Genomic DNA, 24,980 nt, shown 5'->3' with positions numbered 1-24,980 from the left:
CCACCCAAACACATGATTGACATGATCCCTGTTGTTCAAACCAAATCGATTTCTGACGATGTCGCCTCTGCCTTCGAGGATTTCGCCAGAGCCTTCGAGGCGTTCAAGGACGCCAACGATACGCGGCTCGGCGAGATTGAAACGCGGCTCACGAGCGATGTCGTGACCGATGAGAAGCTCACGCGCATCGACACGGCCCTCGACGACGCCAAGCGCCGTCTCGACCGTCTCACTCTCGATCGCTCGCGCCCGCCGCTCGGTAGCGTGGCCGCTGGCGCGTCCGATCCGGCGCAGGCCGAACACAAGAGCGCCTTTCACACCTATGTGCGGACCGGCGAGGCCGGCGGCCTGAAGCGGCTTGAGGAGAAGGCGCTGTCCGCCGGCTCGGGGCCGGATGGCGGCTATCTCGTTCCGGACAATGTGGAACGCGAGGTGCTGCGTCGTCTCTCTGGTGTGTCGCCGATCCGCGCGATCTCGTCCGTTCGCGTGATTTCCGGCGGCAACTACAAGCGCGCCTTCTCGGTCTCCGGACCGGCGACCGGCTGGGTCGGGGAAACCGCGGCCCGTCCGCAAACGACCGCTCCTGCGCTTGCTGAAATGAGTTTCCCGACGATGGAGCTCTATGCCATGCCGGCGGCGACGCAGACGCTTCTCGACGATGCGGTGGTCGATCTCGACCAGTGGATCGCCGAAGAAGTGGAAACCGCCTTCGCGGAGCAGGAGGGTGCCGCCTTCATCAACGGCGATGGCGTCAATAAGCCGAAGGGCTTTCTCGCCTCGAGCACTGTCGCCGACGAGGATTGGGAGTGGGGCCGCCTGGGTTACGTCGCCGCCGGCGGCGCGAGCTTCCCGGCCAGAAACCCGTCCGACACGCTTCTCGAGCTGGTCTACGCACTGAAGGCGGGCTATCGCCAGAACGCGTCCTTCGTCATGAACCGCAAGACGCAAAGCGCGATCCGCAAGTTCAAGGACGATAACGGCCAGTATCTCTGGGCACCACCGACGAGCCTTGGTCAGTCCGCGACCCTGATGGGCTTCCCCGTCGTCGAGGCCGAGGACATGCCGGACATCGCGGCCAATGCCTGCGCCGTCGCCTTCGGCGATTTCAAGCGTGGCTATCTGATCGTGGATCGCGCTGGCATCCGCGTGCTGCGCGATCCCTATTCCGCCAAGCCCTACGCGCTCTTCTACACCACGAAGCGCGTCGGCGGCGGTGTACAGGACTATGCTGCGATCAAGCTCCTGAAGTTCGCCGCGTAATTGATGGGCGGGGGAGGCGTGAGCCTCCTCCGCTTCTCAAAGATCGTCGAGCACTTCGATGCTCTTTTCGATCCAGGGCACGTTCTCGGCCAGCGGCGTGACAGCGGTGAGGCCGCCGCAGGATGCGGAAGGCGGGCCGCGCAAGGCGCCGCTCGACCAGCTCACGATGCCGAGCAGCCGGTAACCCTGCTGTGTGGCGGCAAGGATCGGCCCACCGGAATCGCCGCGGCACGCGCCGAGGCCGGTCGTCTGCGCGAGCTTGTCGCTATCCGTGACGATCAGCACTTTGTTCGAGGAGTTTGCCTGGCCAAGAGACACGAGGCTGGTCTGGCGCAAAAGGCGCGCGGTGTGTTTCCTGTTCTCATCGAGAACGCCGAAGCCCGCCAGTGTCACCATTTCGCCGGTCTCGATCTGCGGAATCGTACGCAGGTCGAAAGGCTTGAACTGCTTGCCGAGAGGGCGGGCGAGTTTCAGCACCGCAAGGTCGATGCCAGGCTGCTTGCGTGGCGTCGTGCCGGGTTCGAAACTCGGATGAATGGCGGCCGCAGTCACACGGATGTTTTGGGGCCTAAAAGTGCGGTCAACGCCGACGACCCGATATTTTGCTTCATCCATCATGCAATGTGCTGCGGTCAGAACGAGATCGGCGCGCAAGAGAGCGCCCGAGCAAAGTTCTCCGGCTGAATTCTCGATCCAGACGACGGACTGGCGCAGGCCATCCGGATCGCGATCCGTCTTGCCGCCGAGAACAGCCTTCGCCGGGGATGCAAAAGCGAGAATGACGAGGCTGATGAGCAGCGAAGCGCGCATGGTCGATATGGTTCTCAGGAGAGGATGCCGCAGGGGGGAATTGCTTGACGATAACAATGGTTCCGAGCGAGGGCGTCAATCCCAAAGGGCCTTGCTTTCCCAGCGCGCGAGCGTCTTGTCGATCCAGTCTCTTTGCGGGGCGACGAGGACGCCTTGCGTCAGCCCCCCGCAACCGCGTTCCTTTCCGGCGGAGGACCAGCTCGTGATGGCGGCGACCGCGCCGCCGACCAGCATGGGGCCGCCTGAATCGCCCTGGCATGCGCCGGCCCCTGCACCTTGCGCCCAAAGAAGGATCTTGCTCGGCCCATAGGGTTCGATGGCCTTCAGATCGGCGGTGCGGAACGTGCCGGTCGTTTTCGGCTCGTTCTCCCGGGCCAGCCCGTAGCCGCCGACCGTGACCGTATCGCCTTTCGCGGGCAGTCGCGACGAGAGGGTCGCGCGCGCAAAACGCTCCGGAAACGGTTGAGGAACACGCACGAGCGCGAGATCGATGGAGCGCCGCCGCGCTTCGATTGCCTTAGGCTCAAAGCCCGGATGAACCGCATTCTTGGCGGGCGCGATCAGCACAGGCTGACCGGCCTCGTCCTTGTAATGCACGCGATATTCGCTCGCCCCCGTCACGCAATGGGCGGCGGTGAGCACGGCGTCGGGCGCAACCACGACAGCGCTGCACATGCCGCCATTCGAGTTCAGCACCATCACCGTCGCCTGGGCGAGGGGACTTTTGTCCTCCGTCCCGCCGACGATGGCCTTGGTGTTCGTTGCCGCGAGGAGCGTGACGAGGCCGAGCCAGCCGATCCGTTTCATCATCAAAGGATTCCTGTTCGATGCATCCGATACTCGTCGACGGCCCCGCCGTCGAGCCCGTGACGCTTGCCGAGATGAAAACTTATCTGCGCGTCGACGACGATGCGCAGGACGAGTTGATCTCCGGCCTGATCAAGGCCGCGCGGTTGATGGTGGAGGCTGTCTCGCGTCGGATCCTCATCGAGCAGAGCTGGCGCATTGCCCTCGATTCATGGCCGCAGGCGAGGACGATTGTCCTGCCTCTGTCGCCGCTCATCGCCGTGACGCGCGTTCAGGTCTTCGATGCCCTTGGCATCGCTTCCGACGCTCCTGCCGGGGCGTTCGAGGTGGAGGCCTTAAGCGATCCGCCGCGCATTTTTTTGACGAACGCTCCCGATCCTGGGCGGGCGCGGAACGGCATCTTCATCGATCTGCGGGCAGGCTATGGGGCCGATCCTGGAGCCGTGCCGGCGCCCTTGAGGCTTGCCGTGAAAATTCTCGTCGCCCGCTGGTTCGAGAACCGAGGCGATGTTGCCGGCGAGCAGATGATGCCGCCGGAAGCCCTCTCGCTCATCGCGCCGTTCCAACGCGCTCGCCTCTGACCTTTTGAGATCGCCATGACAGCAAAACCTCTCTCCATCGGCGCGCGGGCGCGCCGGTTCGTTCTTGAACTCCCGCTGGAGCGGCCCGACGGTTTCGGTGGCGTCATCCGGTCCTATGCGTCCGGCCCGCAAATGTGGGGCGCGATGGAAATGCTCTCCGGTGTCGAGCGCGTGCGCGCCGACCGGCCGGAACAGGCGCTGACGCACAAGATCACCCTGCGCTATCGCGAAGGCGTGACTGCCGCCATGCGGCTTGTGTGCGGCTTGCGCCGCTTTGCCATCCGCGCGGCGTCTGATCCTGATGGATCGCGGCGCGATCTCGTGTGCCTTGTCGAGGAAATCCGCGCATGATGAGTCCCATTCTCGCCTTGCGTCGCGCCATTCTCGACGTGGCGGAAAGCGATGCCGAATTGAGCGCCCTTATGGGCGGCGCGCTTCGTCTTTTCGATGAGACACCGCGCGATGCATCGCCGGTCTATGCCGTGTTCGGGGATGTGAAGGCGACCGACTGGTCGACCGGTTCCGACCACGGCTACGAGCAGAACCTTTCATTGGTGGTGTGGTCGCAGGAGGGCAGCGCCCGATCCGGCCTTTCTGTCGCGGAGCGCTTTGCGGACATTCTTCACGATGCGCCGTTGACCCTCGAAGGACACCGCCTCGTGAACCTGCGCGTGACCGAGATCGCCTCCGAGCGGGACAAGGACAGCCGTCTCATTCGCGTGATCGTGCGCCTGCGTGCCGTCACCGAGACCGCGTGAGCGCTCCAGCACGATTGCTTTCGATCATTTCAAGACAAAAGGATTTTTCATGTCGGCTCAGAAAGGCAAGGACCTTCTCATCAAGATCAGCGATGGCGGCACGGGCTTTGTGGCCGTTGCCGGACTTCGCACGCGGCAGATCGCGTTCAACGCCGAGACGGTCGATGTGACCAACGCGGATTCCGCCGGGCGCTGGCGTGAATTGCTGGCGGGCGCCGGCGTTCGCCGGGCCGGCATCACGGGTTCCGGCGTGTTCAAGGATGAAACTTCGGACGCGCGCATGCGCCAGGTGTTCTTCGACGGCGATGTTCTCACCTACCAGATCATCGTTCCCGATTTCGGGCGCATCGAGGGACCGTTCCAGATCACGAGCCTCGAATATCGTGGCGACCATGCGGGCGAGGTGACATTCGAGATGGCATTCGAATCCGCCGGTGCCTTGACCTTCGTGGCGCTTTGAACGGGAGAAGCCCATGTCCAACAAACGACGCGGTGAAGTCGCGCTGCAGCTTGGCGCGATGCGCTACACCTTGTGCTTCACTCTCGGCGCGCTGGCCGAACTGGAGGATGCGTTCGGCGTTCAGGACTTGATGGCCCTGGCCGAACGCTTTGGAACAGGCCGCCTGTCGAGCCGGGATCTGTTGACGATCCTCGCCATCGGCTTACGAGGCGGCGGGCATTCATTGAGTGACGGCGACGTGGCGAACCTGCCGCTGAGCGAAGGCATCGCTCCTGTCGCCGCAGCTATCGCGGCCTTGCTTGTGGCGACCTTCGGCACGCAGGACGCTTCCTCAAACCCTCCGCAGCCGCAGGGCGGATGAGCGAGAAGCGGGCCTTTCCATGGGAAGAGGCCATGCATCTCGGCCTCGGCGTTCTGCGGTGGAGCCCGGACACCTTCTGGCGCGCGACCCCACGCGAGCTTATCATCGCGTGGGAAGGTTTAAGTGGAGGGCACAAACAAGTGCCGCTTCTTCATCATGACATGCAGCGCATGATGGCTGCGTTTCCTGATGACCTGTCCGGAGAGGCTTCAGACAGGTAATCGAACGTGAGCCGTTCGAGGTTCGATACGAAGAGTCAGACTGATTTTAGAAGAGATGGTCGTAGAATTTTATGCCGCGGCGCTTATAGCATTCAACTTCCATATCTTCCCTCACTTCCTCTTTTTCCTTTGAGGCTGGGCGCGTGGCGATGGCCTCAGACACTTCTTGGCGGCATGCCGTCCAAATTGGTTTCCATTCTTCGTCCGAGATCCGGGTCATCCCTACAAAGGTTGCGCCCTTTATCGCTGCACAGGATCTGTAGACCCCTCGCCAGCTGATCGTCGTATCCTTTCGTGGATCTGCTGCTGCCGTCGCCTTTTCGGCCTCGAAGTAGCACTCAGCTTGGACGCGCTTCCACTGATCGGAGGTCATGTTGGGGGTCTTATAGATGCTTTGGATCGGAGCCCGAGGCATGCATGCTGTCAAAAGGCATGGCAACGTTACGGCAAGAGCCACATAAAGCACTGGAGATAGAACTTTGCCCGATCTTCCCAAGCCAGAAGATGAAGTACTCAAGGCTTCGGCCAAGGATCGCGAACGCCAGCTCAAGACACTCATCAGTCTCTCCGACAAGTTCGGCGACTCGCTTACGAATGCGTTTGCGAAGAACATCGCCGAAGGGAAGAAATTTGATAACGTTCTGAAATCGGTTCGGCAATCCCTGGTGGAGGGCGGGTTGCGCCTGGCGATGGCGCCGCTGCAGCTCGCCTTGAGCCAAAGCATCAAGACAGGGATCACCGGGGACGATACGCAGAAGGCGCTTCCGACTGGAATTGGCGGGCTCGGCGATCTTGTCGGTGGGCTTGTCGGCTCTCTGTCGAAGGGGATTTCCTCGATCTTCAGTTCGCTTTTCGGCGGCGGTGCGTCACCTTTCGCGAATGGCGGCGTCTTCTCGCGCGGCATGGTGATGCCTTTCGCGCAAGGCGGTGTTGTCGGCGCGCCGACCTACTTTCCGCTCGGGCGAGGGCTCGGCGTCATGGGTGAGCGCGGGGCCGAGGCAGTGATGCCGCTGGCGCGCGGGCCCGACGGACGTCTCGGCGTCCGCTCCGGTGGCGGTGGTCGCGCGATGAACGTGACGGTCAATGTCACGACCCCGGATGCGGAGAGCTTTAAGCGCTCCGAGGCGCAGGTTTCCGCGGCCCTCGCCCGCGCCGTCGCGCGCGGTCAGCGCGGCATGTAGGCCGCCTCATTCAAGACTTGTGGCTTTCTTCTTTGAAGAGGGAACGAGGGTTCTCATCTCGTTCGCACTTTCATTCATTTATTTTCCAATGAGCTTTCGATTATGGCATCCGATTTTCATGAGGTTCGTTTCCCTCTCGATGTCAGCCTCGGCAGTCGAGGCGGGCCGGTGCGGCGCACCGACATCGTCACGCTGGCCTCAGGCCGTGAGCACCGCAACAGCCGCTGGGCGAATTCCCGCCGCCGGTATGATGCGGGCCTCGGCGTGCGCAGCATCGATGCGTTGCACGCGGTCATCGCTTTCTTCGAGGAGAGGCGCGGGAGGCTGATCGGCTTTCGCTTCCGCGACAGGACCGATTGGCGCTCCGGCCCGCCATCGAAGGAGCCGACGCCTCTCGACCAGCGCATCGGCACGGGCGATGGCGCGACGGTGACGTTTCAGCTTGTGAAAACTTACGGATCGTCGTTCTCTCCCTATCAACGCCCCATCGCAAAGCCTGTCGGTGGCAGCGTGCGGGTCGCGGTGAACGGAGTCGAGCAGCTGGTTGGCTCCGCCTTCAATAGTGATCCGACGACGGGCCTCGTGACCTTCACGAGCGCGCCGGCGGCAGGGGCCGTCATCACGGCGGGATTCAACTTCGACGTTCCCGTGCGCTTCGACACCGATGAACTGGAGATCGATCTTTCCGCCTTCGAGGCGGGGGCAATTCCGCAGATCCCGCTCATCGAAATCGTTCCGTAAGCTTCGAGATAAATCATGCGTTCCATCCCTTCGGATCTCGCCGCGCATCTCGCGGACGGGACGACTTCGCTTTGCCATTGCTGGAAACTCATCCGCCGCGATGGAGTGACTTTCGGCTTCACGGACCACGACCGCGATCTCAGCTTCGGGGCGGTCACCTTCGCCGCACGCACCGGGCTCGAAGCGGCGGAGGCGACCGCCGAACTGGGGTTCGCCGTCGGCGGCGGCGAGGTCTCTGGTGCGCTCGTTTCCGCTGGGTTGACCGAGGACGATATTTCCTCCGGCCTCTACGATGACGCGAGTATCGAGACCTGGCTCGTCAACTGGGAGAATGTGGCCGAGCGGATTCTGCTTGATATCGGCTCCATCGGCGAAATCCGCCGCGCCGATGGCACCTTTATCGCCGAGGTGAGGGGGCTCACGCATCGTCTCGATGAAGAGAAAGGCCGTCTTTTCCGCGCGACATGCGCGGCGGATCTCGGCGATGGGAAATGCGGCATCAATATCGCGAGCTCCACCTACACCGATAACGGAACGGTGACACGCACGGATGGCTGGCTTGTGATCGCCGCATCCAGCATCGGCTTTTCCGATGGCTGGTGCACGGGTGGGCGGCTCACCTGGACGAGCGGCGCGAACAAGGACGTTTCTGTTGAGATCAAGGTGCACCGACGCGCGGGCTCGACAGCGGAGTTCGAGCTTTGGCAGCGCGCGCCCCAGCAGATCGCGACAGGCGATACTTTCCGCGTCACGGCAGGCTGCGACAAGCGGCATGCCACCTGCCGCGCGAAGTTCAAGAACGTGGTGAACTTCCGCGGCTTTCCGCATATGCCCGGTAACGACTTCATCATCCGCATGCCGCAGCAGGGCGAGCCCGGCCTCGATGGCGGAAGCATGTTCCGATGAGCGCGGATGTGGTCGTTGCGCATGCGCGCTCCTGGATCGGCACGCCTTACCGTCATCAAGCCTCACTGAAAGGCGTCGGCTGCGATTGTCTCGGCCTCTTACGCGGCGTGTGGCGGGACGTCTTCGGCGTCGAGCCGGAGCTGCCGCCACCCTATACGCCCGATTGGGCGGAATCCGGGGCCGACACGCTCGTTGCCGCCGCCCGGCGATATCTCGTCGAAATCGATGCGCGCGACGTGGCGGCGGGTGACGTTCTTCTCTTCCGCTGGCGTCACGGGCTTCCCGCCAAACACTGCGCCATCACCGCATCGCCCGCCAGCATGATCCATGCACATGACGGCGCGTGCGTCACCGAAGTCGCCATCGGTCCGTGGTGGCGCCGGCATCTCTCTCACGCTTTTCGCTTTCCGGAAATCTGACAATGGCAACTATGGTTCTTCAAACCGTCGGCTCCGTCGTCGGCGGAATGATCGCGGGCCCGTTGGGCGCGATGGCAGGCCGCGCGCTGGGCGGCCTGGCCGGCGCGGCGATCGACAACGCGCTTCTTGGGGGATCGGAAGGCACCAAGATCGTCGAGGGGCCGCGCCTCAAGGAGATCGACGGCCTGACCTCCACGGAGGGCGCGCCGATTCCGCGCATCTATGGCCGCGCGCGCATCGGCGGCCAGCTCATCTGGGCGACGCGGCTGGAGGAAGCCGTCAATACGAAAACCGACCGTTCGGGCAGCCAGGGCGGCAAGGGCATGGGCGGGAAGGGAGGAAAGACGGTCACAGTCTCCTATTCCTACTTTGCCAATCTCGCCGTGGGTCTCTGCGAAGGATCCATCGCCTATGTGCGCCGCGTGTGGGCCGATGGGCGCGAACTGGACCTTAGCACCATCGTGATGCGCGTCTATCGCGGCTCGGACACCCAGAATGCAGACGCCTTGATCGTTGCGAAAGAAGGCGCTGAAAACGCACCGGCCTATCGCGGGCTGGCCTATGTCGTCTTCGAGCGGTTGCCGCTCGTCGATTTCGGCAATCGCGTTCCGCAATTTTCCTTCGAGATCGTCCGCCCCGTCGATGGCTTGAATCGGATGATCCGCGCGGTATGCCTGATTCCCGGTGCAAGTGAATTCGGCTACGATCAGACGCCGGTGATGCAGGTGCTGGGCCTTGGCTCGACCAGGCCCGAGAACCGCCATCAATGGCAGCGCGCGAGCGATATCGAGGCTTCGCTCGATGCGATGCAGGCGCTGTGTCCCAATCTCAAGCGCGTGTCGCTGGTCGTGAGCTGGTTTGGCGACGATTTGCGGGCCGGGAGCTGCACGATTGCGCCGCGCGTGGACATCAAGACCAAGACGACGGATGGCGCGACATGGTCCGTCGCGGGGATCGCGCGTGAGGACGCGAAAGCAGTCTCGCTTTCAAGCGGGGCCCCGGCCTATGGAGGAACGCCCTCCGACGACTCTGTCGTCAATCTCATCAAGAACCTCAAGGCGCGAGGTCTCGAAGTCATTCTCTATCCCTTCGTGATGATGGATGTTGCGGCAGGCAATACGCTGCCAAACCCTTATGGCGGATCGAGCCAGCCGCCTTATCCCTGGCGCGGACGCATCACCTGCGACCCGGCGCCGGGAGAAGCCGGATCGCCCGATGGGACGGCGGCTGCGGGAACGCAGGTCTCACGCTGGTTCACGCGGGCTTCGGGCTATCGCAAGCTCGTTCTCCATTATGCGTCACTTGCGGTTCAAGCAGGGGGCGTCAACGGTTTTCTCATCGGTAGCGAACTGGTTGGTCTCACGCGCGTGCGTTCGGCATCCGGCGTCTATCCCGCCGTATCGGAGCTGAAGAAATTGGCGACGGATGTGCGCGCCATCCTCGGCGCTTCTACGGAGATCGTCTACGGAGCCGACTGGACCGAATATGGCGCACACGTTCTCAATGGCGGTGCGGAAGTGCGCTTTCCTCTCGATCCGCTCTTTGCGCATGCGGACATCGATGCCGTTGGCATCGATTATTATCCGCCGATCTCGGATTGGCGTGAAGGGCCAGATCATCGCGATCTCGCCGAGGCGCGAAGCGCGTATGACACGGATTACCTGCGCCGCCGTCTCGGAGCAGGCGAAGCCTTCGACTGGTACTATGCCAATTCATCCGGGCGAAATGCGCAGCAGCGTATCGCCATCACGGATGGCGCTTATGGCAAGCCGTGGGTTTTTCGCCAGAAGGATCTTGTCTCATGGTGGTCAAACTCTCACGTCGAACGGGTGGGTGGTGTCGAGATCGGCACGACCTCCTGGCGTGCGAAATCGAAACCGATCTGGCTCACGGAGATTGGCATTCCCGCTGTCGACAAGGGTCCGAACGGACCCAATGTCTTCCCCGATCCGAAGTCTTCCGAATCTGCCTATCCGCCGTTTTCGCGCGGTGTGAGGGACGACCTCTCGCAGGCCCGTGGCCTTGAGGCCATTCTCTCGCGGTTCGATCCGAAGCTCACGGGCTTCGCCTCCGCCGACAACCCGACGTCGTCGTCCTATAGCGGGCGAATGGTCGACCCCGCGAATGTCTATGTATGGGCATGGGATGCACGACCGTTTCCTGCGTTCCCCGACTTCGATACCGTTTGGGCGGATGGGGCCAATTGGGAAACCGGTCACTGGATCACGGGGCGTATCGAAGGCGCGGCGCTCGACCGGTTGGTTGCGAAGATCTGTCAGGATTTTGGTGTCAGCACGCCATCGTCGATTCCGCTCGATGGGTTCGTCGATGGTTACGTGATCGACCGCCCGATGTCGGCACGGGCCGCTCTCGAACCTTTGGCGCGATTGTTCGGGGTCGATGCCGTTGCTAGCGGCGGAAAAATGGCGTGGCGCGGACGTGGGGGACGAAGCGCCATTACCATCGCCAAGGAGGATCTCATCCTCAACGAGAAGGGAGCTTCCCTCAAACTCAGCCGCTCGCAGGAGACGGAGCTGCCGCTTCAGGTGGAACTTGGCTTCACCGAGGGCGAGATCGATTACAGGCGCGCCGCTGTTGCCTCGCGCCGTTTGTCGGGCGCAAGCCGCAGGGAGGCGCGGACGGACCTGGCCATCGTGACACGCCGCGCGGAGGCGCAGCGCCTCGCTGATGCGTTGCTGCAGGATGCGTGGGCCGCGCGTGAGAGCGCCGAGTTCGAGCTTTCGCATCGCCGCATTGATCTCGAGCCCGGCGATGTCGTCTCCCTGCCCACCGATGCCGGACCGAAGCTGCACAGAATTGTGCGGATTACCGACGGGCCGACGCGCAAAGTCACCAGCCGGGCTGTCGAGCCCTCGATCTTCGAGACGCCGGGAGCTTCAGGTGCAAGGCCGGCTCGGCGCCCGCCGCCGGTGCCTGGCAAGCCCTATGTGGCGGTGCTCGATCTGCCTGCCGCCAAAGGTGATCCGACAGCACTGCAATACATCGCCGTTGCCGCCGATCCTTGGCCGGGAGCGGTTGCTGTTTGGCGGTCGGGAAACGGAGCGGGCTATACACTCTCGCAGTTTATCGACGTTCCTGCGATTGTCGGTAGAACTCTCACGACTTTCGCGGCCGGACCACTCTGGCGTTGGGACCCGCGAGCCACCCTTGATGTCGAGATTTCGTCTGGAGCGATTGCATTCATCGATGACGAGGCGGCTCTTGCGGGCGGGAACCTGTTCGCGATCCAGGGTGAAAATGGCCGGTGGGAGATCGTCTCCGTTGCGCGGGCCGAATTGATCGGCGAGCGCACCTATCGCCTGTCCCGTTTCTTGCGCGGTCTTAGCGGCAGCGAGCCGGAAGCGGCTCGTGACGTTCCCGCCGGTGCTCTGATGGTCAAGCTCGACGAGGCCGTGGTGCCGCTGGCGACAAGCGGGGACCTGGGCGTGCCCTGGCAATATCGTGTCGGTCCCGCCGGTCGGGACCATGCCGATCCGGCTGCGGTTCAATTCGCTGCAACGTCCGGCGGCGATGCGCTGCGTCCCTTAAGTCCAGTGCATGTTGCAGCACATCGCGATGCTGATGGCATTCACCTGTCCTGGGTTCGCCGAACGCGCGGGGATGGTGATGCGTGGGAGCCTGTGGATGTCCCGTTGGCGGAAGACAGCGAGCGCTACGAGATCGACATATTGAGCGGCATGTCGCTCCGTCGCACCATCATAAGCACTGGGCCAACCGCTCTTTATTCCGCTGCGCAGGAGGTGGCGGATTTCGGTACGCCGCAATCACAACTCACCATCCGCATCGCTCAGATGAGCGCGGTTGTCGGGCGCGGGTTCGAGCACACCGTGACCCTTGCCGTTCCCTGACATTTCAAAACGAACGCCATTTTTGGAATTGATCCATGTCGAACACCAAGAATTTAAATCTGCCTTTGCTCGCGGCCGCTCAGGCGCAAAAACATGTCACGCACAATGAAGCCTTGGCGGTGCTCGATGCGCTGGTTCAACTCGCCGTCATCGAGCAAGGTCGCACGGTGGCTCCCACCACACCGGCGGAAGGCGATCGCTACCTTGTCGGGGCAGGTGCGACAGGGGCTTTCGCGGGACATGAAGGAGAGATCGCGTTCTTCGATCTCGGAGCCTGGCGCTTTTTGACGCCCGGTGTGGGATGGCGCATCTATGATGAAGCGCAGGACAAGATCTTCGTTTTCGACGGAGCGCTCTGGCATGACCTTGGGCATTACTGCCGTGACATCGAAAATCTGGATCGCCTTGGCGTTGGAACGGCAGTGGACGATCTCAATCGGCTTGCGGCAAAACTCAACGCTACACTCTTTACCGCGCGTACGGTTGCCGAAGGCGGAACCGGCGATTTGCGCTTCGTTCTCAACAAGAGCGAAAAGGCCAACGTTCTCTCTCAGCTTTATCAGGACGGGTATAGCGGGCGCGCTGAAACGGGTTTGATCGGAACGGACGATTACAAAATCCGCGTGTCTCCAGACGGCGAACAATGGCGTGATGCCGTGTCCGTCGATTGTCAGACAGGCGTTGCGACTTTTCCTTACGGCGTTTCGCTCGGACAGCTGGGAGCGGGCGTCAATCTGCTCATGAACGGGAACTTCCTTGTGAACCAGAGGGGCTTTTTGGGAGGAGTTCTTTCCGCTGGAAGTTTCGGGTTCGATCGTTGGAAAGGTGGAGCAGGCGGATGCACGCTGGTGCGTGACGCTGCGGGAAAGGTGACGCTGACTGGTTCACTGGAACAGGGCATTGACGTTGCTTTGGCGGCGAGCCTGATCGAAGCGGTGACATTCGCCGGGCAAACCATGACCCTGTCGGTGGAAGAGCCGTCATCACCGCTCGCATTCTCGCTCGGGTCGAAATCGGCTACGATTCCGGCGGGCAGCGGACGCCGGTCGGCAACCGTGACTCTAGGAGCTGGCGACACCGGAAACATCGTTCTGAAATTGAGCCCCGGCTCAACATGCTCCTTCAAGCGCATCAAGCTTGAAATCGGAGCTGTCGCCACGCCCTGGATTGCTGAGCAATACGATGTCGAAGAGTATCGTTGCCGTCGCTACTACCAGCGTCTCTATGGCGTTGGAACGACGACAATCCTTTTGCCTTTCGCGGGGCAGCGCATCTCGACAAACATCATTGATGTTCCAGTCTTCCTTCCGGTGCCCATGCGCAGCGCGCCTGCCTTGCGCACAAGCGGGTTCACATGGGTCGCAGCCGCTCCGATCAACAATCAGATCGGGTATTACGATAATGCGGGCCTGTCGTGGGTTAACCTCACGGGGGACCTCAGCGCAACACCTCTCGGCGGAACAACGGCCACGGGTTTCATCCTGAGATTACAGGCAACGACTTTTGGCGGAGCCGCCGGGACATCCGGCTATCTGCATCTCGGTAGTGGCGCTGCGATAGCCGCGCAGGCCGAAATCTAACCTGCTTTTCCTCAACCATTTTCAAGCAATCGATTATCAGGAATTTTCTTTTGAGCAGTGCATCATTCGAGTTCGCATTTCAGGCCGTCCTTCGTCACGAAGGCGGCTTCGTCGATCACCCGCTTGATCCCGGAGGCGCGACCAAACTCGGCATCACGCAACGGACCTTGGCGCTCTTTCGCGGAAGAGCGGTGAGTGTCGAGGACGTGCGAGGTCTGAGCGCGCCCGAAGCGAGAACAATATACCGGCGTCAGTATTGGGATAGCGTCCAGGCCGATGAGTTGCCGCCGGGGATCGATCTTGCCGTCTTCGACATCGCCGTCAACTCGGGTCCGGGCAAAGCGGCACGTCTGCTTCAACGCGCCGTTGGCGCGGCGATGGACGGTGTCATCGGTCCAAAAACAATTGCCGCGACGCGGCAAGAAAACGTCGAGAGCCTCATTCGGGAGCTGACACGCGCGAGGCTGGGTTTCCTGTCGCGACTGGCGACATGGCGCGTGTTCGGGCGCGGCTGGAAGAAGCGGGTCCTGTCCGTCGAGGCGGATGCGCTGCGGCTCTTTCATGCCAGTTCAATCTAAAATGGAGATCACATCATGTTTGAAAGCAAGACCGTTCTTTCCAGCCGCACAGTGTGGGCCAATGCCATCGGCCTCTTGGCCATTGCGTTCGGCGTATTTGGCTTTGATGTCTCGACCCTCGACAGCGGGGCCGTGGCGGAGGCTATCGTGCAGATCGTGGCTGCCGTTAGCTTTGTCGCGTCCACGGTGTTCCGTGTCGTCGCAACCAAGCAATTGGTGAAGTGATATTGCATTCAGGCGGCGTTCAGTGCGGCTGGGTCAATATTCCCCTCATGCGTTCGTTAACTATCATAGGCATGATTTTGGGGTGGACCTGGGCCGCGCAGGCGCAGGGTGCCACGGCTGCCTTCGGAGACTGCCTGCCGCTGCGCGAGATGCAGGAGGCGGTGGCGTCGAAGGGTGTCGTGGCGCCCGCCAATGCCGTCATGACCGCGCGCCGTCAGGTGCCCAACGCGGATGTCGTGCAAGCCAATCTCTGCCGGGTCGAAAGCGGCCTTGTCTACATCATCGTAGCCTTGCAAAAGGATGGCAGGATCGTGCAAGTGATGGTCGATGCTCCATCTGGGGACATCAAATCGGTTCGCTAGAGCATGATCAGAACAAGTGGACACCGGTTGTTCGCCCGGATCATGCGGCAATAAAGGAAACTGGAGGCTGAACGTGTTTTAAAGACACCGTCAGCCGCTAAGGAGAGTTTGGAAGCGTGCGCCTTCTCGTTGTCGAGGACGATCAAACCCTTAATCATCAGATCGTGACCGCTCTGGAACAGGCCGGATACGCGGTCGACAAGGCCTATGACGGGGAGGAGGGGCAGTTTCTCGGTGAGACCGAACCCTACGACGCCATCATTCTCGACCTTGGCCTGCCCAAGGTTGACGGCGTTTCCGTGCTGACGTCTTGGCGTCGTGAAGGCAGGAAGATGCCAGTCATCATCCTGACGGCTCGCGATCGCTGGAGCGACAAGGTGCAGGGGTTCGACGCCGGAGCGGACGATTACGTGACCAAGCCCTTCCACATGGAAGAACTTCTGGCTCGCGTCCGCGCCCTGTTGCGCCGGGCGACCGGCCATGCCTCGAGCGAGATCGTCTGCGGGCCGGTGCGGCTCGATACACGATCCGGCCGGGTGATGGTGGACGGAAACCCCGTCAAGCTCACCTCGCATGAATACAGGCTCCTGTCCTATCTCATGCACCATACCGGGCGCATCGTTTCCCGGGCCGAGTTGACGGAACACCTCTACGATCAGGACTTCGACCGGGATTCGAACACCATCGAAGTCTTCATCGGCAGGCTGCGTAAGAAACTCGGCGTCGATATCATCCAGACCATGCGTGGCCTCGGCTATCTCCTCGATACGGACCGGACATCGGCGTGAACCGGATCAGGCTCTTTCTCAAGCGCCTTGCCGGACGCTCCATCGCGGTCCGCCTCGCGGTTTCAGCCGTGTTCTGGAGCTTTGCGATCCTGCTGATCTCGGGGCTTATTCTGGCGGCCCTTTACCGCGACAACACCGAGCGGGCCTTCGATCAGCGCCTGCTTGTCTATGCGAATACGCTCGCTTCAAATCTCGTCTCGCCGGGCGATGCCGAACGGGATCTCGGGCCTATCGGCGATCCGCGGTTCGAACTGCCGCTCTCCGGCTGGTACTGGCAGGTTGCCCGTCCCAACGCGAAACCCGGTGAGGTTCGCTCCTCGAAGTCCCTGTTCGGCGGCCAGTTGCCGAGTCTTGCTCCGGATGCCGAAGCCGCGAGGTTCGGCGAGATACGGCGCGGCTACGGCAAGGCGCCGGATGAACGCGGCCTGAGATTGATCGAGCGGGACATCGATTTGGGGCAGGAGGGGCGCTTCATTATCCGGGTCGGTGGGCCGGCCGATGAAATCGAAGACAGCGCGCGCCGGTTCTCGTTCGCACTCTTCGTCACCTTCTCGCTGCTGGGCCTGGCCTTGGGCTTCACGACGCTGCTGCAGATCCGGTTCGGCCTTCAGCCTCTGGCGCAGTTGCGCGGTGCATTGGGCGCGATCCGGCGCGGCGAGGCGGAGCGGATCCAGGGGGAATATCCCCGCGACATCGCTCCCGTGGCGAGCGAGATCAACCTGCTTCTGGAAACCAACCGCGAAATTCTCGAGCGGGCCCGCACGCAGGTCGGCAATCTGGCCCATGCCTTGAAAACGCCGCTCAGCATCATCGTCAACGAGGCGGAAGGCGCGCCGAACGAGGTGAAGGTGCGCGAGCAGGCCGTCATCATGCGCGATCAGGTGAACTACTATCTGGACCGGGCCAGGGCGGCGGCCATGGCAGGGACGCTCGGCACCTTGACGGAAGTGGAGCCCGTTTTGCGCGCCCTCGCGCGGACATTCGACAAGATCTATCGCGACAAGAACCTGCAAATCGAGATCTCGACCTCGCCCGCGACGCGCTTTCGGGGCGAACGGCAGGATCTGGAGGAGATGGCCGGAAACCTGATCGACAACGCCGCGAAATGGGCGGTAGGGCATGTGAAAATCACTGTCGAACAGCAACAGCAGGACGAACGGCCCTGGATCCATGTCGTCATCGACGACGACGGCCCTGGCTTGCCGGAGGGCGCGCGCGAGGAAATGATCAAGCGCGGGCGACGGCTCGATGAGACGAAGCCGGGCTCCGGCCTCGGGCTCTCCATTGTCAGCGACCTTGCTGCCCTCTATCGGGGGCGTTTGAAGCTCGAAGCCTCTCCGCTGGGCGGATTGAGGGCCAAACTGGAGCTTCCAGGGGATGGCGGCTGACCCCTAGCGGTTTTCCGCGTGACACCGTGCCGCCATCGTGCTTCAGCCATGCCCGGGTTAAGAAGACTGACATGGTGATTTGGATCATATTCTCAGGAATGACGGCGGCGGCGGTGATGGCTGTCCTCTGGCCGTTGTCGCGCCACCGCGTCGCGGCGGCCGAGGGCGATCCCAATATCCAGTTCTATCGTGACCAACTCGCCGAGATTGCCCGGGACGAAGAGCGCGGCCTGCTTGTCTCTACGGAAGCCGAGGCGGCCAGGGTGGAGGCGGGGCGCCGCTTGCTTCGTGCCAGCGCCGAGCGCGACTCGATCGCCTATGCCGTCGGCGAGCCGGCCTTGCGACGCAGGCGCGCGGTTTCCACCCTCGGACTTTCCCTGATTCCCATTGTCGCGCTCGCCGTTTACGGCGCTTACGGCTCACCTCATATTTCGCGCGCGCTGCCGCCGACCGCTCCTCAAGTCGCGACCGGTCAGGTTGATCTTGCCGCTGCCGTGGCGCAGATCGAGAGCCATCTCACGGCGAAGCCCGATGACGGGCGAGGGTGGGATGTGATCGCCCCGGTCTACATGCGCATGGGCCGCATCGAGGATGCAGTCAAAGCCTACGCCGCTGCTACCCGCCTTCTCGACAAGGACGCCAACCGCTTCGCGAACTATGGAGAGGCAATGGTGATGGCGCAGGGCGGGATCGTCTCCGCAGAAGCGCAAAAGGCCTTCGAGCAGGCTATCGCCCTCGACCCCTCCCTTGTGAAAGGGCGTTTTTATCTCGCACGGGTTGCCGAGCAGGACGGGTTGATCGAGAAAGCGCGGGCCGAGTACGCCGCTCTCATCAATGGCGCGCCTGTCGATGCTCCCTGGGTGCCGGTGGTGAAGGAACAACTGGCACGGCTGGAGGGCGAGGTGACGCAACCGGCGGAAGTTCTGCCGAATGCCGAGGCTATCGCCGGCATGGTTGCGGGACTGGCCGCGAGACTGGAAAGCCAGGGCGGAAGCGCCCAGGAATGGGCGCGACTGATGCGCTCCTATGTCGTCCTTGGGCAGCGCGACAAGGCCGTGGTAACATTGTCGCAGGCACGCCTTGCTCTCGCCCGTGATCCGGAAGGATTGCGGACAATCGACGCTATGGCCGGGGAACTCAAACTTAACACGCCATGACACGAAAGCAGCGTCGTCTCACCCTGATCGGGATCTCAGGTCTTATCCTCGCGCTTGCGTTGGGTCTCGTGCTTTACGCGATGAACGACACGATCGTTTTTTTCCATTCTCCCGCGGACATCGAGGCAAAGAACGTGCAGCCCGGCACGCGCTTTCGCCTGGGAGGTCTCGTGAAGACAGGTTCCGTCGAGCGTAAGGACAACCAGGTGGTCGTCTTCGAAGTGATGGATGTGCAAAGCGCCCGCATGGTCCGCTATCAGGGAATCCTCCCGGATCTGTTCCGCGAAGGACAGGGTGTGATTGCGGAGGGGGCGCTCGATCCCTCAGGTGTTTTCCGGGCCGATACCGTGCTGGCAAAGCACGATGAGAGCTACATGCCCCGCGAGGTTGCGGATACCCTGCGGCGACAGGGCCATTGGAAGGAGCAGAAGGATGCTCCACAACAGGCTAAGAGGTGAGGGAGTTTCCAGGTGATTGTCGAGGCAGGACATTTCGCGCTCGCGCTCGCGCTGGGGCTTTCGCTCGTGCAATTCGCGGTGCCGCTGTGGGGCGCGCGGGTCAATGATCCCGTGCTCATGAATGTCGCGCCGACGACGGCCCTCGCCGTTTTCGGTTGTGTCGGTTTTGCCTTCCTCGCGCTTCTGATCGCTTATGTGTCGTCGGACTTCTCTGTCCTGAACGTCGTCGAGAATTCGCATTCGACGAAACCGCTGATTTACAAGATCTCGGGCGTGTGGGGAAATCACGAAGGGTCCATGCTTTTGTGGATCCTCATCCTGACAGCATTCGGCGCTGTCGTGGCTCTCGCCCGGCGCAGCGTGCCGATCAAGCTGAAGGCGAACACGCTGGCGGTGCAGGCGGCAGTCACCATCGCCTTCCTGCTCTTCATCCTCATCACGTCGAACCCCTTCAAGCGGGTCGTGCCGATGCCGTCCGAGGGGCAGGATCTCAATCCGCTGCTGCAGGACCCGGGTCTCGCGATCCATCCGCCGCTTCTCTACGTCGGCTATGTCGGGTTCTCGATCACTTTCGCTTTTGCCTGCGCCGCGCTGATCGATGGCCGCATCGATGCAGTCTGGGCGCGGATCGTGCGTCCGTGGACGCTGGCGGCGTGGGCCTTCCTCACTCTCGGAATCGCGATGGGGTCGTACTGGGCCTATTACGAACTCGGCTGGGGTGGCTGGTGGTTCTGGGATCCTGTTGAGAACGCTTCGCTGATGCCGTGGCTCGCGGGAACCGCGCTCGTCCATTCGACAGTCGTGATGGAAAAGCGTAATGCCCTGAAGGTCTGGACCATCCTGCTTTCCATTCTGACCTTCTCGCTCTCCCTGCTCGGGACATTCCTCGTTCGCTCTGGCGTCCTCACGTCGGTTCACTCCTTCGCAGTCGATCCGGCGCGCGGCATCTTCATTCTTGGAATCCTCATCGCCTTCATCGGCGGATCGTTTGCGTTGTTCGCGTGGCGTGCGCCGTTGCTGCAGCAGGGCGGGTTGTTTGCGCCTGTCTCGCGAGAGGGCGCGCTGGTGCTGAACAACCTTTTCCTGACCACCGCCTGCGCCACGGTTTTCATCGGTACGCTCTATCCCCTGGCGCTGGAGGCGCTGACCGGAGAAAAGATTTCCGTTGGTGCTCCATTCTTCAATTTCACCTTCCTGCCGCTGATCGTGCCGCTTTTGCTGATCCTTCCTTTCGGTCAGACATTGGCCTGGAAACGCGGAAACCTCCTCGGCACGACACAGCGGCTTTTTGTGGCGATGGGCCTCTCGCTTGCCATCACGCTCGCTTTGATCGCTCTGACCTTTGGCGGGCCGGTGCTGGCTCCGCTCGGCGTCGGGCTCGGTATCTTCCTCATCCTCGGTTCGCTCAATGAGGTCGTGACGCGGTCGTGGTCGAAGGGCAGCTCATGGGCCGTTGTTTGGCGCAAGGCCACTGCCTTGCCGCGCTCGACATGGGGGACGGTGCTGGCGCATGCCGGCATCGGCCTGACGGTGATCGGCATTGCAGCGCAGGCCTGGAGCGTCGAGAGCATCGGCGCACTGAAGCCCGGTGGTGTGCTGAAGGCGGGTTCCTATCAGGTACGCCTCGAAAGCGTGAAGCCGCGCGCCGCCTTCAATTACCGTGAGGATGTCGCGAGCCTGAACGTCTCCCATGATGGACGGGAGCTTGGAACGCTCGAGACCATGAAACGCCTGTATGTGACTCGGGGCATGCCGACGACGGAGGCGGGCATCATGACGATCGGCCTCAGCCAGATCTACGCCAGCCTCGGCGAGGTACAGGCGGATGGCTCCATCGGATTGCGGCTCTACTACAAGCCGTTGGTGCTTCTGATCTGGATCGGTTCGCTGATCATGGCGTTCGGCGGCGCTCTCTCTCTTAGCGACCGCCGCCTGAGGGTCGGCGCGCCCTCTCGGGCGCAGACCTTCCAGACGCTTCCTGCTCCGGCGGAGTAGGGCGATGCGCTTTCTTTTTATTCTCCTCGCCGTCTTATCGCTGAGCGGTGCCGCTCATGCGGTTCAACCGGATGAAGTTTTGAAGGACCCGGCCCTGGAAACGCGCGCGCGGGGGATTTCATCAGGGTTGCGCTGTCTCGTCTGCCAGAATCAATCCATCGATGATTCCGATGCGTCCCTGGCGAAGGACTTGCGTATTCTGGTGCGCGAGAGACTCGTCGCCGGTGATACAGACGATCAGGTCCGGGACTTTCTCGTCCAACGCTATGGGGAATTCGTTCTCCTCAAGCCGACGTTCAAGGCTCATACCATCCTGCTCTGGCTGGCCCCGTTCCTTGTCCTGATCCTTGGTGGGCTCGGCCTGCTCATCGCTATGCGCCGCAAGCCCGCCCGGCCAGCGCCGGAGGGGCTCGCTCCGGAAGAGCGGAAGGCGCTCGACGCCCTGCTCAATGGCGACAAGCCTTCCGGCAGCTGAACCTTACCAAGATTTCATGCGGGCGTGAGAGCGCCGTAAGGGAAGAAACCCCATGTTCTCTCCAACGCAGGCCTCCCGAAGGGTCTGCCAAGGAGATACAGATGTTGAACAAGGTTTCTAAGCCCGCCCGTACTCGCACCGCCAAGTGGCTCGGCGCAGCGGCTGTTGCCGCCTTGATTGCCGGTGGCGCGGTCGAGAGCGGTCTCGTTTTGCCGAACCCGGCGCATGCTGAACTGCGGTCCCTGTCGCAGCCTGTCCAGGCGGCCCCGTCCTTCGCCGAGGTCATCGAACGCGTGAAGCCGGCGGTGGTTTCCGTCAAAGTGAAGGTGCAGACGGTCGCCGACCGGGGCAATGATGAGGATCAGCAGTTTTCGCTGCCCGATCTGCCCCCTGGCCACCCGATGGAGCGCTTCTTCCGCCAGTTCCGTGACGGCCGGCAGCCCGGTCGCCAGCAGCAGCCGCGCCAGTTCGGCCAGGCTCTCGGCTCCGGCTTCTTCATTTCGGCCGATGGCTATGTGGTGACCAATAACCACGTCGTCGAAAACGGCTCGGATGTTCAGGTCACGATGGACGACGGCAAGGTGCTCGACGCTAAGGTCATCGGTACGGACCCGAATACGGATCTCGCGCTTCTGAAGGTCCAGGGCGGCGACAACGATTTCCCGTATGTTCGCCTGGCGCCGCAAAAGGCCCGCATCGGCGACTGGGTGCTTGCCGTCGGCAACCCCTTCGGCCTCGGCGGAACAGTGACGGCCGGCATCGTGTCGGCGCAGCATCGCGACATCGGGCAGGGGCCCTATGACGATTTCATCCAGATCGACGCCCCCGTGAACAAGGGTAACTCCGGTGGCCCGACCTTCAATCTCTCGGGTGAAGTCGTTGGCGTGAACACGGCGATCTTCTCGCCTTCGGGAGGCAGCGTCGGCATCGCCTTCGCCATCCCGGCCAGCACGGTCGATCAGGTCGTGACCTCGCTGAAGAACGGTGGGCAGGTGACCCGTGGCTTCATCGGCGTGCAGATGCAGCCGGTGACTAAGGAGATCGCTGAAGCCATCGGCCTGAAGGAGCCCAAGGGTGCCCTCGTCGCCGAGGCCTTGAAGGATAGCCCCGCCGCGAAGGCTGGCGTCAGAACCGGCGATACCATCGTCGCCGTGAATGGCGAGGAAGTCCGCGAGGCGAAGGACCTGTCCCGCAAGGTGGCCCAGGTTGCACCGGGCAAGACCCTGACGTTGACGCTCTATCGCGACGGCAAGGAGCGCACGGTGAGTGTCGAAGTCGGCACCCAGCCCAAGGGGACCTGAACCCTTCGATCAAGTTCGGACGCCGGGCCCTCCGTTGCCCCCGTATAAGTCCGGCGTCTCATGCCCGCGGCAGGTCGGTCTCCCCCCTCCATGACCGGCCTGCCGTCGGCTTTTAAAATGCGCTACAGTCATGGCCATGCGGATTCTCATCATCGAGGACGACCGTGAAGCGGCGTCCTATCTCGTGAAGGCATTCAAGGAAGCCGGCCATGTCGCGGATCATGCCGCCGATGGCCTTGATGGCTACGCCATGGCGGAATCGGGCGACTATGACGTTCTCGTCGTCGATCGCATGCTGCCCAAACTCGATGGCCTCTCCCTCATCAGATCCCTGCGCGAACAGAAGATTGAGACGCCGGTTCTCATCCTCTCGGCTCTTGGCCAAGTGGACGACCGGGTGAAGGGACTGCGCGCGGGAGGCGATGACTATCTGCCGAAGCCTTATGCGTTCTCCGAGCTTCTCGCGCGGGTTGAGGTTCTCTCACGGCGCCGCGCCGCGCCTCCAAGTGCGGAGCCGACGATCTACCGCGTCGGAGACCTCGAACTCGATCGGCTCTCTCACCGCGTGACGCGCTCCGGCCAGGAGATCCTGCTTCAGCCGCGCGAGTTCCGGTTGCTTGAATATCTCATGAAGAATGCAGGTCAGGTCGTGACCCGCACGATGCTGCTGGAGCATGTCTGGGACTATCATTTCGATCCGCAGACGAATGTGATCGACGTCCACGTCTCGCGCCTGCGGGCGAAGGTGGATAAGGGATACGATAGGCCGCTCATTCACACCATCCGTGGCGCGGGCTACATGGTACGCGTCGGCGGAGAGGGAATGAAGGACGATGTTGCGTAGCAAAGGCCTGACAGCGGGCAGGGATCAGGCATGACGGCGCTCGGCAAACTGATCCGTACGACCGCCTTCAAACTCTCCGTCGCCTATCTCGTGATTTTCACGATTTTCGCGTTCGTCGCGTTGGCCTATGTGGCATGGAACGCGCGGCGGGTTCTCGACGACCAGTTCGTTTCGACGATCCAGGCGGAAATCAGCGGCCTGTCCGAGCAATACCGCGTTGGTGGCCTGCGGCGTCTTGTGAATGTCGTCGACAGACGCTCGCGGACGCCAAGCGCTTCGCTCTACCTCGTGACGACGGATACGGGCGAGAGGATCGCAGGGAACATCGGCGCTCTGCCGGCAGGCATCATCGACCAGCCGGGACAGTTTGAAACAGACTATGCGCGGACCGACGAGACCAACGCCGCGCCGGGCCATGCCATCGTTCGGGTGTATATGCTGCCGGGCGGCTTTCGTCTCGTCGTCGGTCGCGACGTGGAAGAGCGGGCGAGGCTCCGCGAGGCGATCCAGCGCGCCTTCAGCTATGCTCTCGTTCTCATCGTTCTCCTCGGCTTCGTTGGCGGATGGTTCATTACCAAACGCGTGCTGAAACGGGTCGATGATATGACGGAGACGACGCGCATCATCATGGACGGCGATTTGAGCGGCCGCCTTCGCATTGCCGGAACGGGCGATGAACTCGATCGTCTGGCGCAGAACCTCAATGTCATGCTCGACCGCATCGGCGAACTGATGAAAGGAATGCAGGAGGTTTCCGACAACATCGCCCACGACCTCAAAACCCCTTTGACGCGACTGCGCAACAAGGCCGACGAGGCGCTGAGGACCGCGAAGAGCCCTGACGAGTTACGCGCCGCGCTTGAGGCCAACATTGAGGAAAGCGACAATCTCATCCGAATCTTCAATGCGCTTCTGATGATCGCCAGACTGGAGGCGGGGAACGCGCGCGATTCGATGTCCGATTTCGACGTAAGCGGCGTCGTGGGGGATGTGGCCGAGCTTTACGAAGCTTTGGCCGAGGAGGCAAAGACACCTCTGGAGGTTTCGATTGAAGCGGGCTTGGCCGCGCATGGCAATCGCGAACTCCTCGGGCAGGCGGTCGCCAACCTTCTCGACAACGCTCTGAAATACGGTGCAGGCCCCGACGCTGCGATCAAGGTGACCGCATCGCGTCAGGATGGCCGGATTGTCATTGCCGTGGCGGACCACGGGCCGGGAATTCCGGAAGAGGAACGGAGCAGGGTGCTGGAGCGGTTCGTCCGTCTTGAAAATTCCCGCTCCAGCCCTGGTTTCGGCTTGGGGCTGAGCCTTGTTGCGGCGGTTGCCCGGCTGCACGGGGGAAGCTTCAAGCTTGAGGATAACGCTCCCGGTTTGAGAGCCGTACTCACCTTGCCCTTGAAGGACCGTCCGACCTCGTAGAAGAGTCTGTGGAGCGACATTCACGGACAACAGATC

At 62.2% G+C, this 24,980-nt stretch carries 28 protein-coding genes; 25 read left to right on the top strand and 3 right to left on the bottom strand.

Going from position 1 to position 24,980, the window contains the following annotated elements; genetic code table 11:
• The first annotated feature begins 21 nt into the window (after positions 1–21).
• Positions 22–1,260: a phage major capsid protein gene (locus DQW91_RS08150; protein ID WP_112663323.1), complete on the top strand. Its 1,239-nt coding sequence runs from the start codon at positions 22–24 to the stop codon at positions 1,258–1,260.
• Positions 1,261–1,296: 36 nt separating this feature from the next.
• Here the strand turns inward: DQW91_RS08150 and DQW91_RS08145 are convergent, their stop codons facing one another.
• Entirely contained in the window at positions 1,297–2,070 is a 774-nt protein-coding gene (locus DQW91_RS08145) for a S1 family peptidase (protein ID WP_112663107.1), read from the bottom strand.
• A gap of 75 nt (positions 2,071–2,145) precedes the next feature.
• Positions 2,146–2,880 (bottom strand): S1 family peptidase, encoded by a 735-nt coding sequence (locus tag DQW91_RS08140; protein ID WP_245410952.1) that lies wholly within the window; start codon positions 2,878–2,880, stop codon positions 2,146–2,148.
• A 17-nt stretch (positions 2,881–2,897) separates the two neighbouring features.
• Between DQW91_RS08140 and DQW91_RS08135 the strand changes: the two genes are divergently transcribed.
• From DQW91_RS08135 to DQW91_RS08110, 6 genes are read left to right on the top strand one after another with little or no spacing between them, the layout of a single operon-like run.
• Entirely contained in the window at positions 2,898–3,458 is a 561-nt protein-coding gene (locus DQW91_RS08135) for a head-tail connector protein (protein ID WP_112663106.1), read from the top strand.
• A 15-nt stretch (positions 3,459–3,473) separates the two neighbouring features.
• Complete coding sequence (locus DQW91_RS08130) at positions 3,474–3,809, top strand: phage head closure protein (protein ID WP_112663105.1); 336 nt, start codon at positions 3,474–3,476, stop codon at positions 3,807–3,809.
• Positions 3,806–4,216, top strand: a complete 411-nt coding sequence (locus DQW91_RS08125; RefSeq protein WP_112663104.1) for a DUF3168 domain-containing protein — start codon at positions 3,806–3,808, stop codon at positions 4,214–4,216. The genes DQW91_RS08130 and DQW91_RS08125 overlap by 4 nt, the downstream gene beginning before the upstream one ends.
• 49 nt (positions 4,217–4,265) lie before the next feature.
• On the top strand, positions 4,266–4,676 hold the full coding sequence (locus DQW91_RS08120) for a phage major tail protein, TP901-1 family (protein ID WP_112663103.1): 411 nt from the start codon (positions 4,266–4,268) through the stop codon (positions 4,674–4,676).
• Positions 4,677–4,689: 13 nt separating this feature from the next.
• Positions 4,690–5,037: a gene transfer agent family protein gene (locus tag DQW91_RS08115; RefSeq protein ID WP_112663102.1), complete on the top strand. Its 348-nt coding sequence runs from the start codon at positions 4,690–4,692 to the stop codon at positions 5,035–5,037.
• Complete coding sequence (locus DQW91_RS08110) at positions 5,034–5,258, top strand: rcc01693 family protein (protein ID WP_112663101.1); 225 nt, start codon at positions 5,034–5,036, stop codon at positions 5,256–5,258. Before DQW91_RS08115 ends, DQW91_RS08110 begins: the two co-directional genes overlap by 4 nt.
• Before the next feature lie 46 nt (positions 5,259–5,304).
• On the opposite strand, the gene DQW91_RS08105 is transcribed toward DQW91_RS08110, so the two are convergent.
• Entirely contained in the window at positions 5,305–5,631 is a 327-nt protein-coding gene (locus tag DQW91_RS08105) for a hypothetical protein (protein ID WP_157961374.1), read from the bottom strand.
• A gap of 106 nt (positions 5,632–5,737) precedes the next feature.
• Here DQW91_RS08105 and DQW91_RS08100 point away from each other — a divergent pair, with 106 nt between their 5' ends.
• The 18 genes from DQW91_RS08100 to DQW91_RS08015 all read left to right on the top strand — a co-directional run bounded on the left by DQW91_RS08100 (position 5,738) and on the right by DQW91_RS08015 (position 24,944).
• Positions 5,738–6,439 (top strand): phage tail tape measure protein, encoded by a 702-nt coding sequence (locus DQW91_RS08100; RefSeq protein WP_112663099.1) that lies wholly within the window; start codon positions 5,738–5,740, stop codon positions 6,437–6,439.
• A gap of 102 nt (positions 6,440–6,541) precedes the next feature.
• Positions 6,542–7,180, top strand: a complete 639-nt coding sequence (locus DQW91_RS08095; protein ID WP_112663098.1) for a DUF2460 domain-containing protein — start codon at positions 6,542–6,544, stop codon at positions 7,178–7,180.
• 15 nt (positions 7,181–7,195) lie between these two features.
• Positions 7,196–8,086 carry a DUF2163 domain-containing protein gene (locus tag DQW91_RS08090; RefSeq protein WP_112663097.1) on the top strand — a complete coding sequence of 297 codons (891 nt, stop codon included), beginning with the start codon at positions 7,196–7,198 and terminating at the stop codon, positions 8,084–8,086.
• Complete coding sequence (locus DQW91_RS08085; protein ID WP_112663096.1) at positions 8,083–8,505, top strand: NlpC/P60 family protein; 423 nt, start codon at positions 8,083–8,085, stop codon at positions 8,503–8,505. Before DQW91_RS08090 ends, DQW91_RS08085 begins: the two co-directional genes overlap by 4 nt.
• Before the next feature lie 2 nt (positions 8,506–8,507).
• Entirely contained in the window at positions 8,508–12,374 is a 3,867-nt protein-coding gene (locus DQW91_RS08080) for a baseplate multidomain protein megatron (RefSeq protein WP_112663095.1), read from the top strand.
• Between the two features lie 35 nt (positions 12,375–12,409).
• Complete coding sequence (locus DQW91_RS08075) at positions 12,410–13,954, top strand: DUF2793 domain-containing protein (RefSeq protein WP_112663094.1); 1,545 nt, start codon at positions 12,410–12,412, stop codon at positions 13,952–13,954.
• Positions 13,955–14,004: 50 nt separating this feature from the next.
• Positions 14,005–14,532: a glycoside hydrolase family 108 protein gene (locus tag DQW91_RS08070; protein WP_112663093.1), complete on the top strand. Its 528-nt coding sequence runs from the start codon at positions 14,005–14,007 to the stop codon at positions 14,530–14,532.
• A gap of 15 nt (positions 14,533–14,547) precedes the next feature.
• Positions 14,548–14,757, top strand: a complete 210-nt coding sequence (locus DQW91_RS08065; RefSeq protein ID WP_112663092.1) for a hypothetical protein — start codon at positions 14,548–14,550, stop codon at positions 14,755–14,757.
• A gap of 47 nt (positions 14,758–14,804) precedes the next feature.
• Entirely contained in the window at positions 14,805–15,119 is a 315-nt protein-coding gene (locus DQW91_RS08060) for a PepSY domain-containing protein (RefSeq protein ID WP_157961373.1), read from the top strand.
• Between the two features lie 116 nt (positions 15,120–15,235).
• Positions 15,236–15,907 carry a response regulator transcription factor gene (locus DQW91_RS08055; RefSeq protein ID WP_112663090.1) on the top strand — a complete coding sequence of 224 codons (672 nt, stop codon included), beginning with the start codon at positions 15,236–15,238 and terminating at the stop codon, positions 15,905–15,907.
• The gene (locus DQW91_RS08050; protein WP_112663089.1) at positions 15,904–17,295 is read left to right on the top strand and encodes a sensor histidine kinase; all 1,392 of its coding nucleotides are present in this window, start codon (positions 15,904–15,906) and stop codon (positions 17,293–17,295) included. The genes DQW91_RS08055 and DQW91_RS08050 overlap by 4 nt, the downstream gene beginning before the upstream one ends.
• Positions 17,296–17,366: 71 nt before the next feature.
• Positions 17,367–18,452, top strand: coding sequence for a c-type cytochrome biogenesis protein CcmI (gene ccmI, locus DQW91_RS08045; RefSeq protein WP_112663088.1), 1,086 nt, complete (start codon positions 17,367–17,369; stop codon positions 18,450–18,452).
• Entirely contained in the window at positions 18,449–18,910 is a 462-nt protein-coding gene (gene ccmE / locus DQW91_RS08040) for a cytochrome c maturation protein CcmE (RefSeq protein WP_112663087.1), read from the top strand. Before ccmI ends, ccmE begins: the two co-directional genes overlap by 4 nt.
• A gap of 12 nt (positions 18,911–18,922) precedes the next feature.
• On the top strand, positions 18,923–20,905 hold the full coding sequence (locus tag DQW91_RS08035) for a heme lyase CcmF/NrfE family subunit (protein WP_112663086.1): 1,983 nt from the start codon (positions 18,923–18,925) through the stop codon (positions 20,903–20,905).
• A gap of 4 nt (positions 20,906–20,909) precedes the next feature.
• Positions 20,910–21,380 carry a cytochrome c-type biogenesis protein gene (locus tag DQW91_RS08030; protein WP_112663085.1) on the top strand — a complete coding sequence of 157 codons (471 nt, stop codon included), beginning with the start codon at positions 20,910–20,912 and terminating at the stop codon, positions 21,378–21,380.
• A gap of 101 nt (positions 21,381–21,481) precedes the next feature.
• The gene (locus DQW91_RS08025; RefSeq protein ID WP_112663084.1) at positions 21,482–22,681 is read left to right on the top strand and encodes a S1C family serine protease; all 1,200 of its coding nucleotides are present in this window, start codon (positions 21,482–21,484) and stop codon (positions 22,679–22,681) included.
• A gap of 136 nt (positions 22,682–22,817) precedes the next feature.
• Entirely contained in the window at positions 22,818–23,525 is a 708-nt protein-coding gene (locus DQW91_RS08020) for a winged helix-turn-helix domain-containing protein (RefSeq protein ID WP_112663321.1), read from the top strand.
• Between the two features lie 30 nt (positions 23,526–23,555).
• Complete coding sequence (locus DQW91_RS08015) at positions 23,556–24,944, top strand: HAMP domain-containing sensor histidine kinase (protein ID WP_112663083.1); 1,389 nt, start codon at positions 23,556–23,558, stop codon at positions 24,942–24,944.
• Positions 24,945–24,980: the final 36 nt, after the last annotated feature.

It is taken from the genome of Microvirga flavescens (genome assembly GCF_003290125.1).
In the GTDB taxonomy this organism is placed as follows: Bacteria; Pseudomonadota; Alphaproteobacteria; order Rhizobiales; family Beijerinckiaceae; genus Microvirga; species Microvirga flavescens.
Note: the sequence above shows the minus strand (reverse complement) of the source record. Positions and strands in the feature narration are given on the sequence as shown.

Bases quoted from the DNA above. Each gene is read 5' to 3' on its own strand.
- DQW91_RS08150 (WP_112663323.1), top strand. From the start codon at position 22: ATGATCCCTGTTGTTCAAACCAAATCGATTTCTGACGATGTCGCCTCT.
- DQW91_RS08145 (WP_112663107.1), bottom strand. From the start codon at position 2,070: ATGCGCGCTTCGCTGCTCATCAGCCTCGTCATTCTCGCTTTTGCATCC.
- DQW91_RS08140 (WP_245410952.1), bottom strand. From the start codon at position 2,880: ATGATGAAACGGATCGGCTGGCTCGGCCTCGTCACGCTCCTCGCGGCA.
- DQW91_RS08135 (WP_112663106.1), top strand. From the start codon at position 2,898: ATGCATCCGATACTCGTCGACGGCCCCGCCGTCGAGCCCGTGACGCTT.
- DQW91_RS08130 (WP_112663105.1), top strand. From the start codon at position 3,474: ATGACAGCAAAACCTCTCTCCATCGGCGCGCGGGCGCGCCGGTTCGTT.
- DQW91_RS08125 (WP_112663104.1), top strand. From the start codon at position 3,806: ATGATGAGTCCCATTCTCGCCTTGCGTCGCGCCATTCTCGACGTGGCG.
- DQW91_RS08120 (WP_112663103.1), top strand. From the start codon at position 4,266: ATGTCGGCTCAGAAAGGCAAGGACCTTCTCATCAAGATCAGCGATGGC.
- DQW91_RS08115 (WP_112663102.1), top strand. From the start codon at position 4,690: ATGTCCAACAAACGACGCGGTGAAGTCGCGCTGCAGCTTGGCGCGATG.
- DQW91_RS08110 (WP_112663101.1), top strand. From the start codon at position 5,034: ATGAGCGAGAAGCGGGCCTTTCCATGGGAAGAGGCCATGCATCTCGGC.
- DQW91_RS08105 (WP_157961374.1), bottom strand. From the start codon at position 5,631: ATGACCTCCGATCAGTGGAAGCGCGTCCAAGCTGAGTGCTACTTCGAG.
- DQW91_RS08095 (WP_112663098.1), top strand. From the start codon at position 6,542: ATGGCATCCGATTTTCATGAGGTTCGTTTCCCTCTCGATGTCAGCCTC.
- DQW91_RS08090 (WP_112663097.1), top strand. From the start codon at position 7,196: ATGCGTTCCATCCCTTCGGATCTCGCCGCGCATCTCGCGGACGGGACG.
- DQW91_RS08085 (WP_112663096.1), top strand. From the start codon at position 8,083: ATGAGCGCGGATGTGGTCGTTGCGCATGCGCGCTCCTGGATCGGCACG.
- DQW91_RS08080 (WP_112663095.1), top strand. From the start codon at position 8,508: ATGGCAACTATGGTTCTTCAAACCGTCGGCTCCGTCGTCGGCGGAATG.
- DQW91_RS08075 (WP_112663094.1), top strand. From the start codon at position 12,410: ATGTCGAACACCAAGAATTTAAATCTGCCTTTGCTCGCGGCCGCTCAG.
- DQW91_RS08065 (WP_112663092.1), top strand. From the start codon at position 14,548: ATGTTTGAAAGCAAGACCGTTCTTTCCAGCCGCACAGTGTGGGCCAAT.
- DQW91_RS08060 (WP_157961373.1), top strand. From the start codon at position 14,805: ATGCGTTCGTTAACTATCATAGGCATGATTTTGGGGTGGACCTGGGCC.
- ccmI (WP_112663088.1), top strand. From the start codon at position 17,367: ATGGTGATTTGGATCATATTCTCAGGAATGACGGCGGCGGCGGTGATG.
- ccmE (WP_112663087.1), top strand. From the start codon at position 18,449: ATGACACGAAAGCAGCGTCGTCTCACCCTGATCGGGATCTCAGGTCTT.
- DQW91_RS08030 (WP_112663085.1), top strand. From the start codon at position 20,910: ATGCGCTTTCTTTTTATTCTCCTCGCCGTCTTATCGCTGAGCGGTGCC.
- DQW91_RS08025 (WP_112663084.1), top strand. From the start codon at position 21,482: ATGTTGAACAAGGTTTCTAAGCCCGCCCGTACTCGCACCGCCAAGTGG.
- DQW91_RS08020 (WP_112663321.1), top strand. From the start codon at position 22,818: ATGCGGATTCTCATCATCGAGGACGACCGTGAAGCGGCGTCCTATCTC.
- DQW91_RS08015 (WP_112663083.1), top strand. From the start codon at position 23,556: ATGACGGCGCTCGGCAAACTGATCCGTACGACCGCCTTCAAACTCTCC.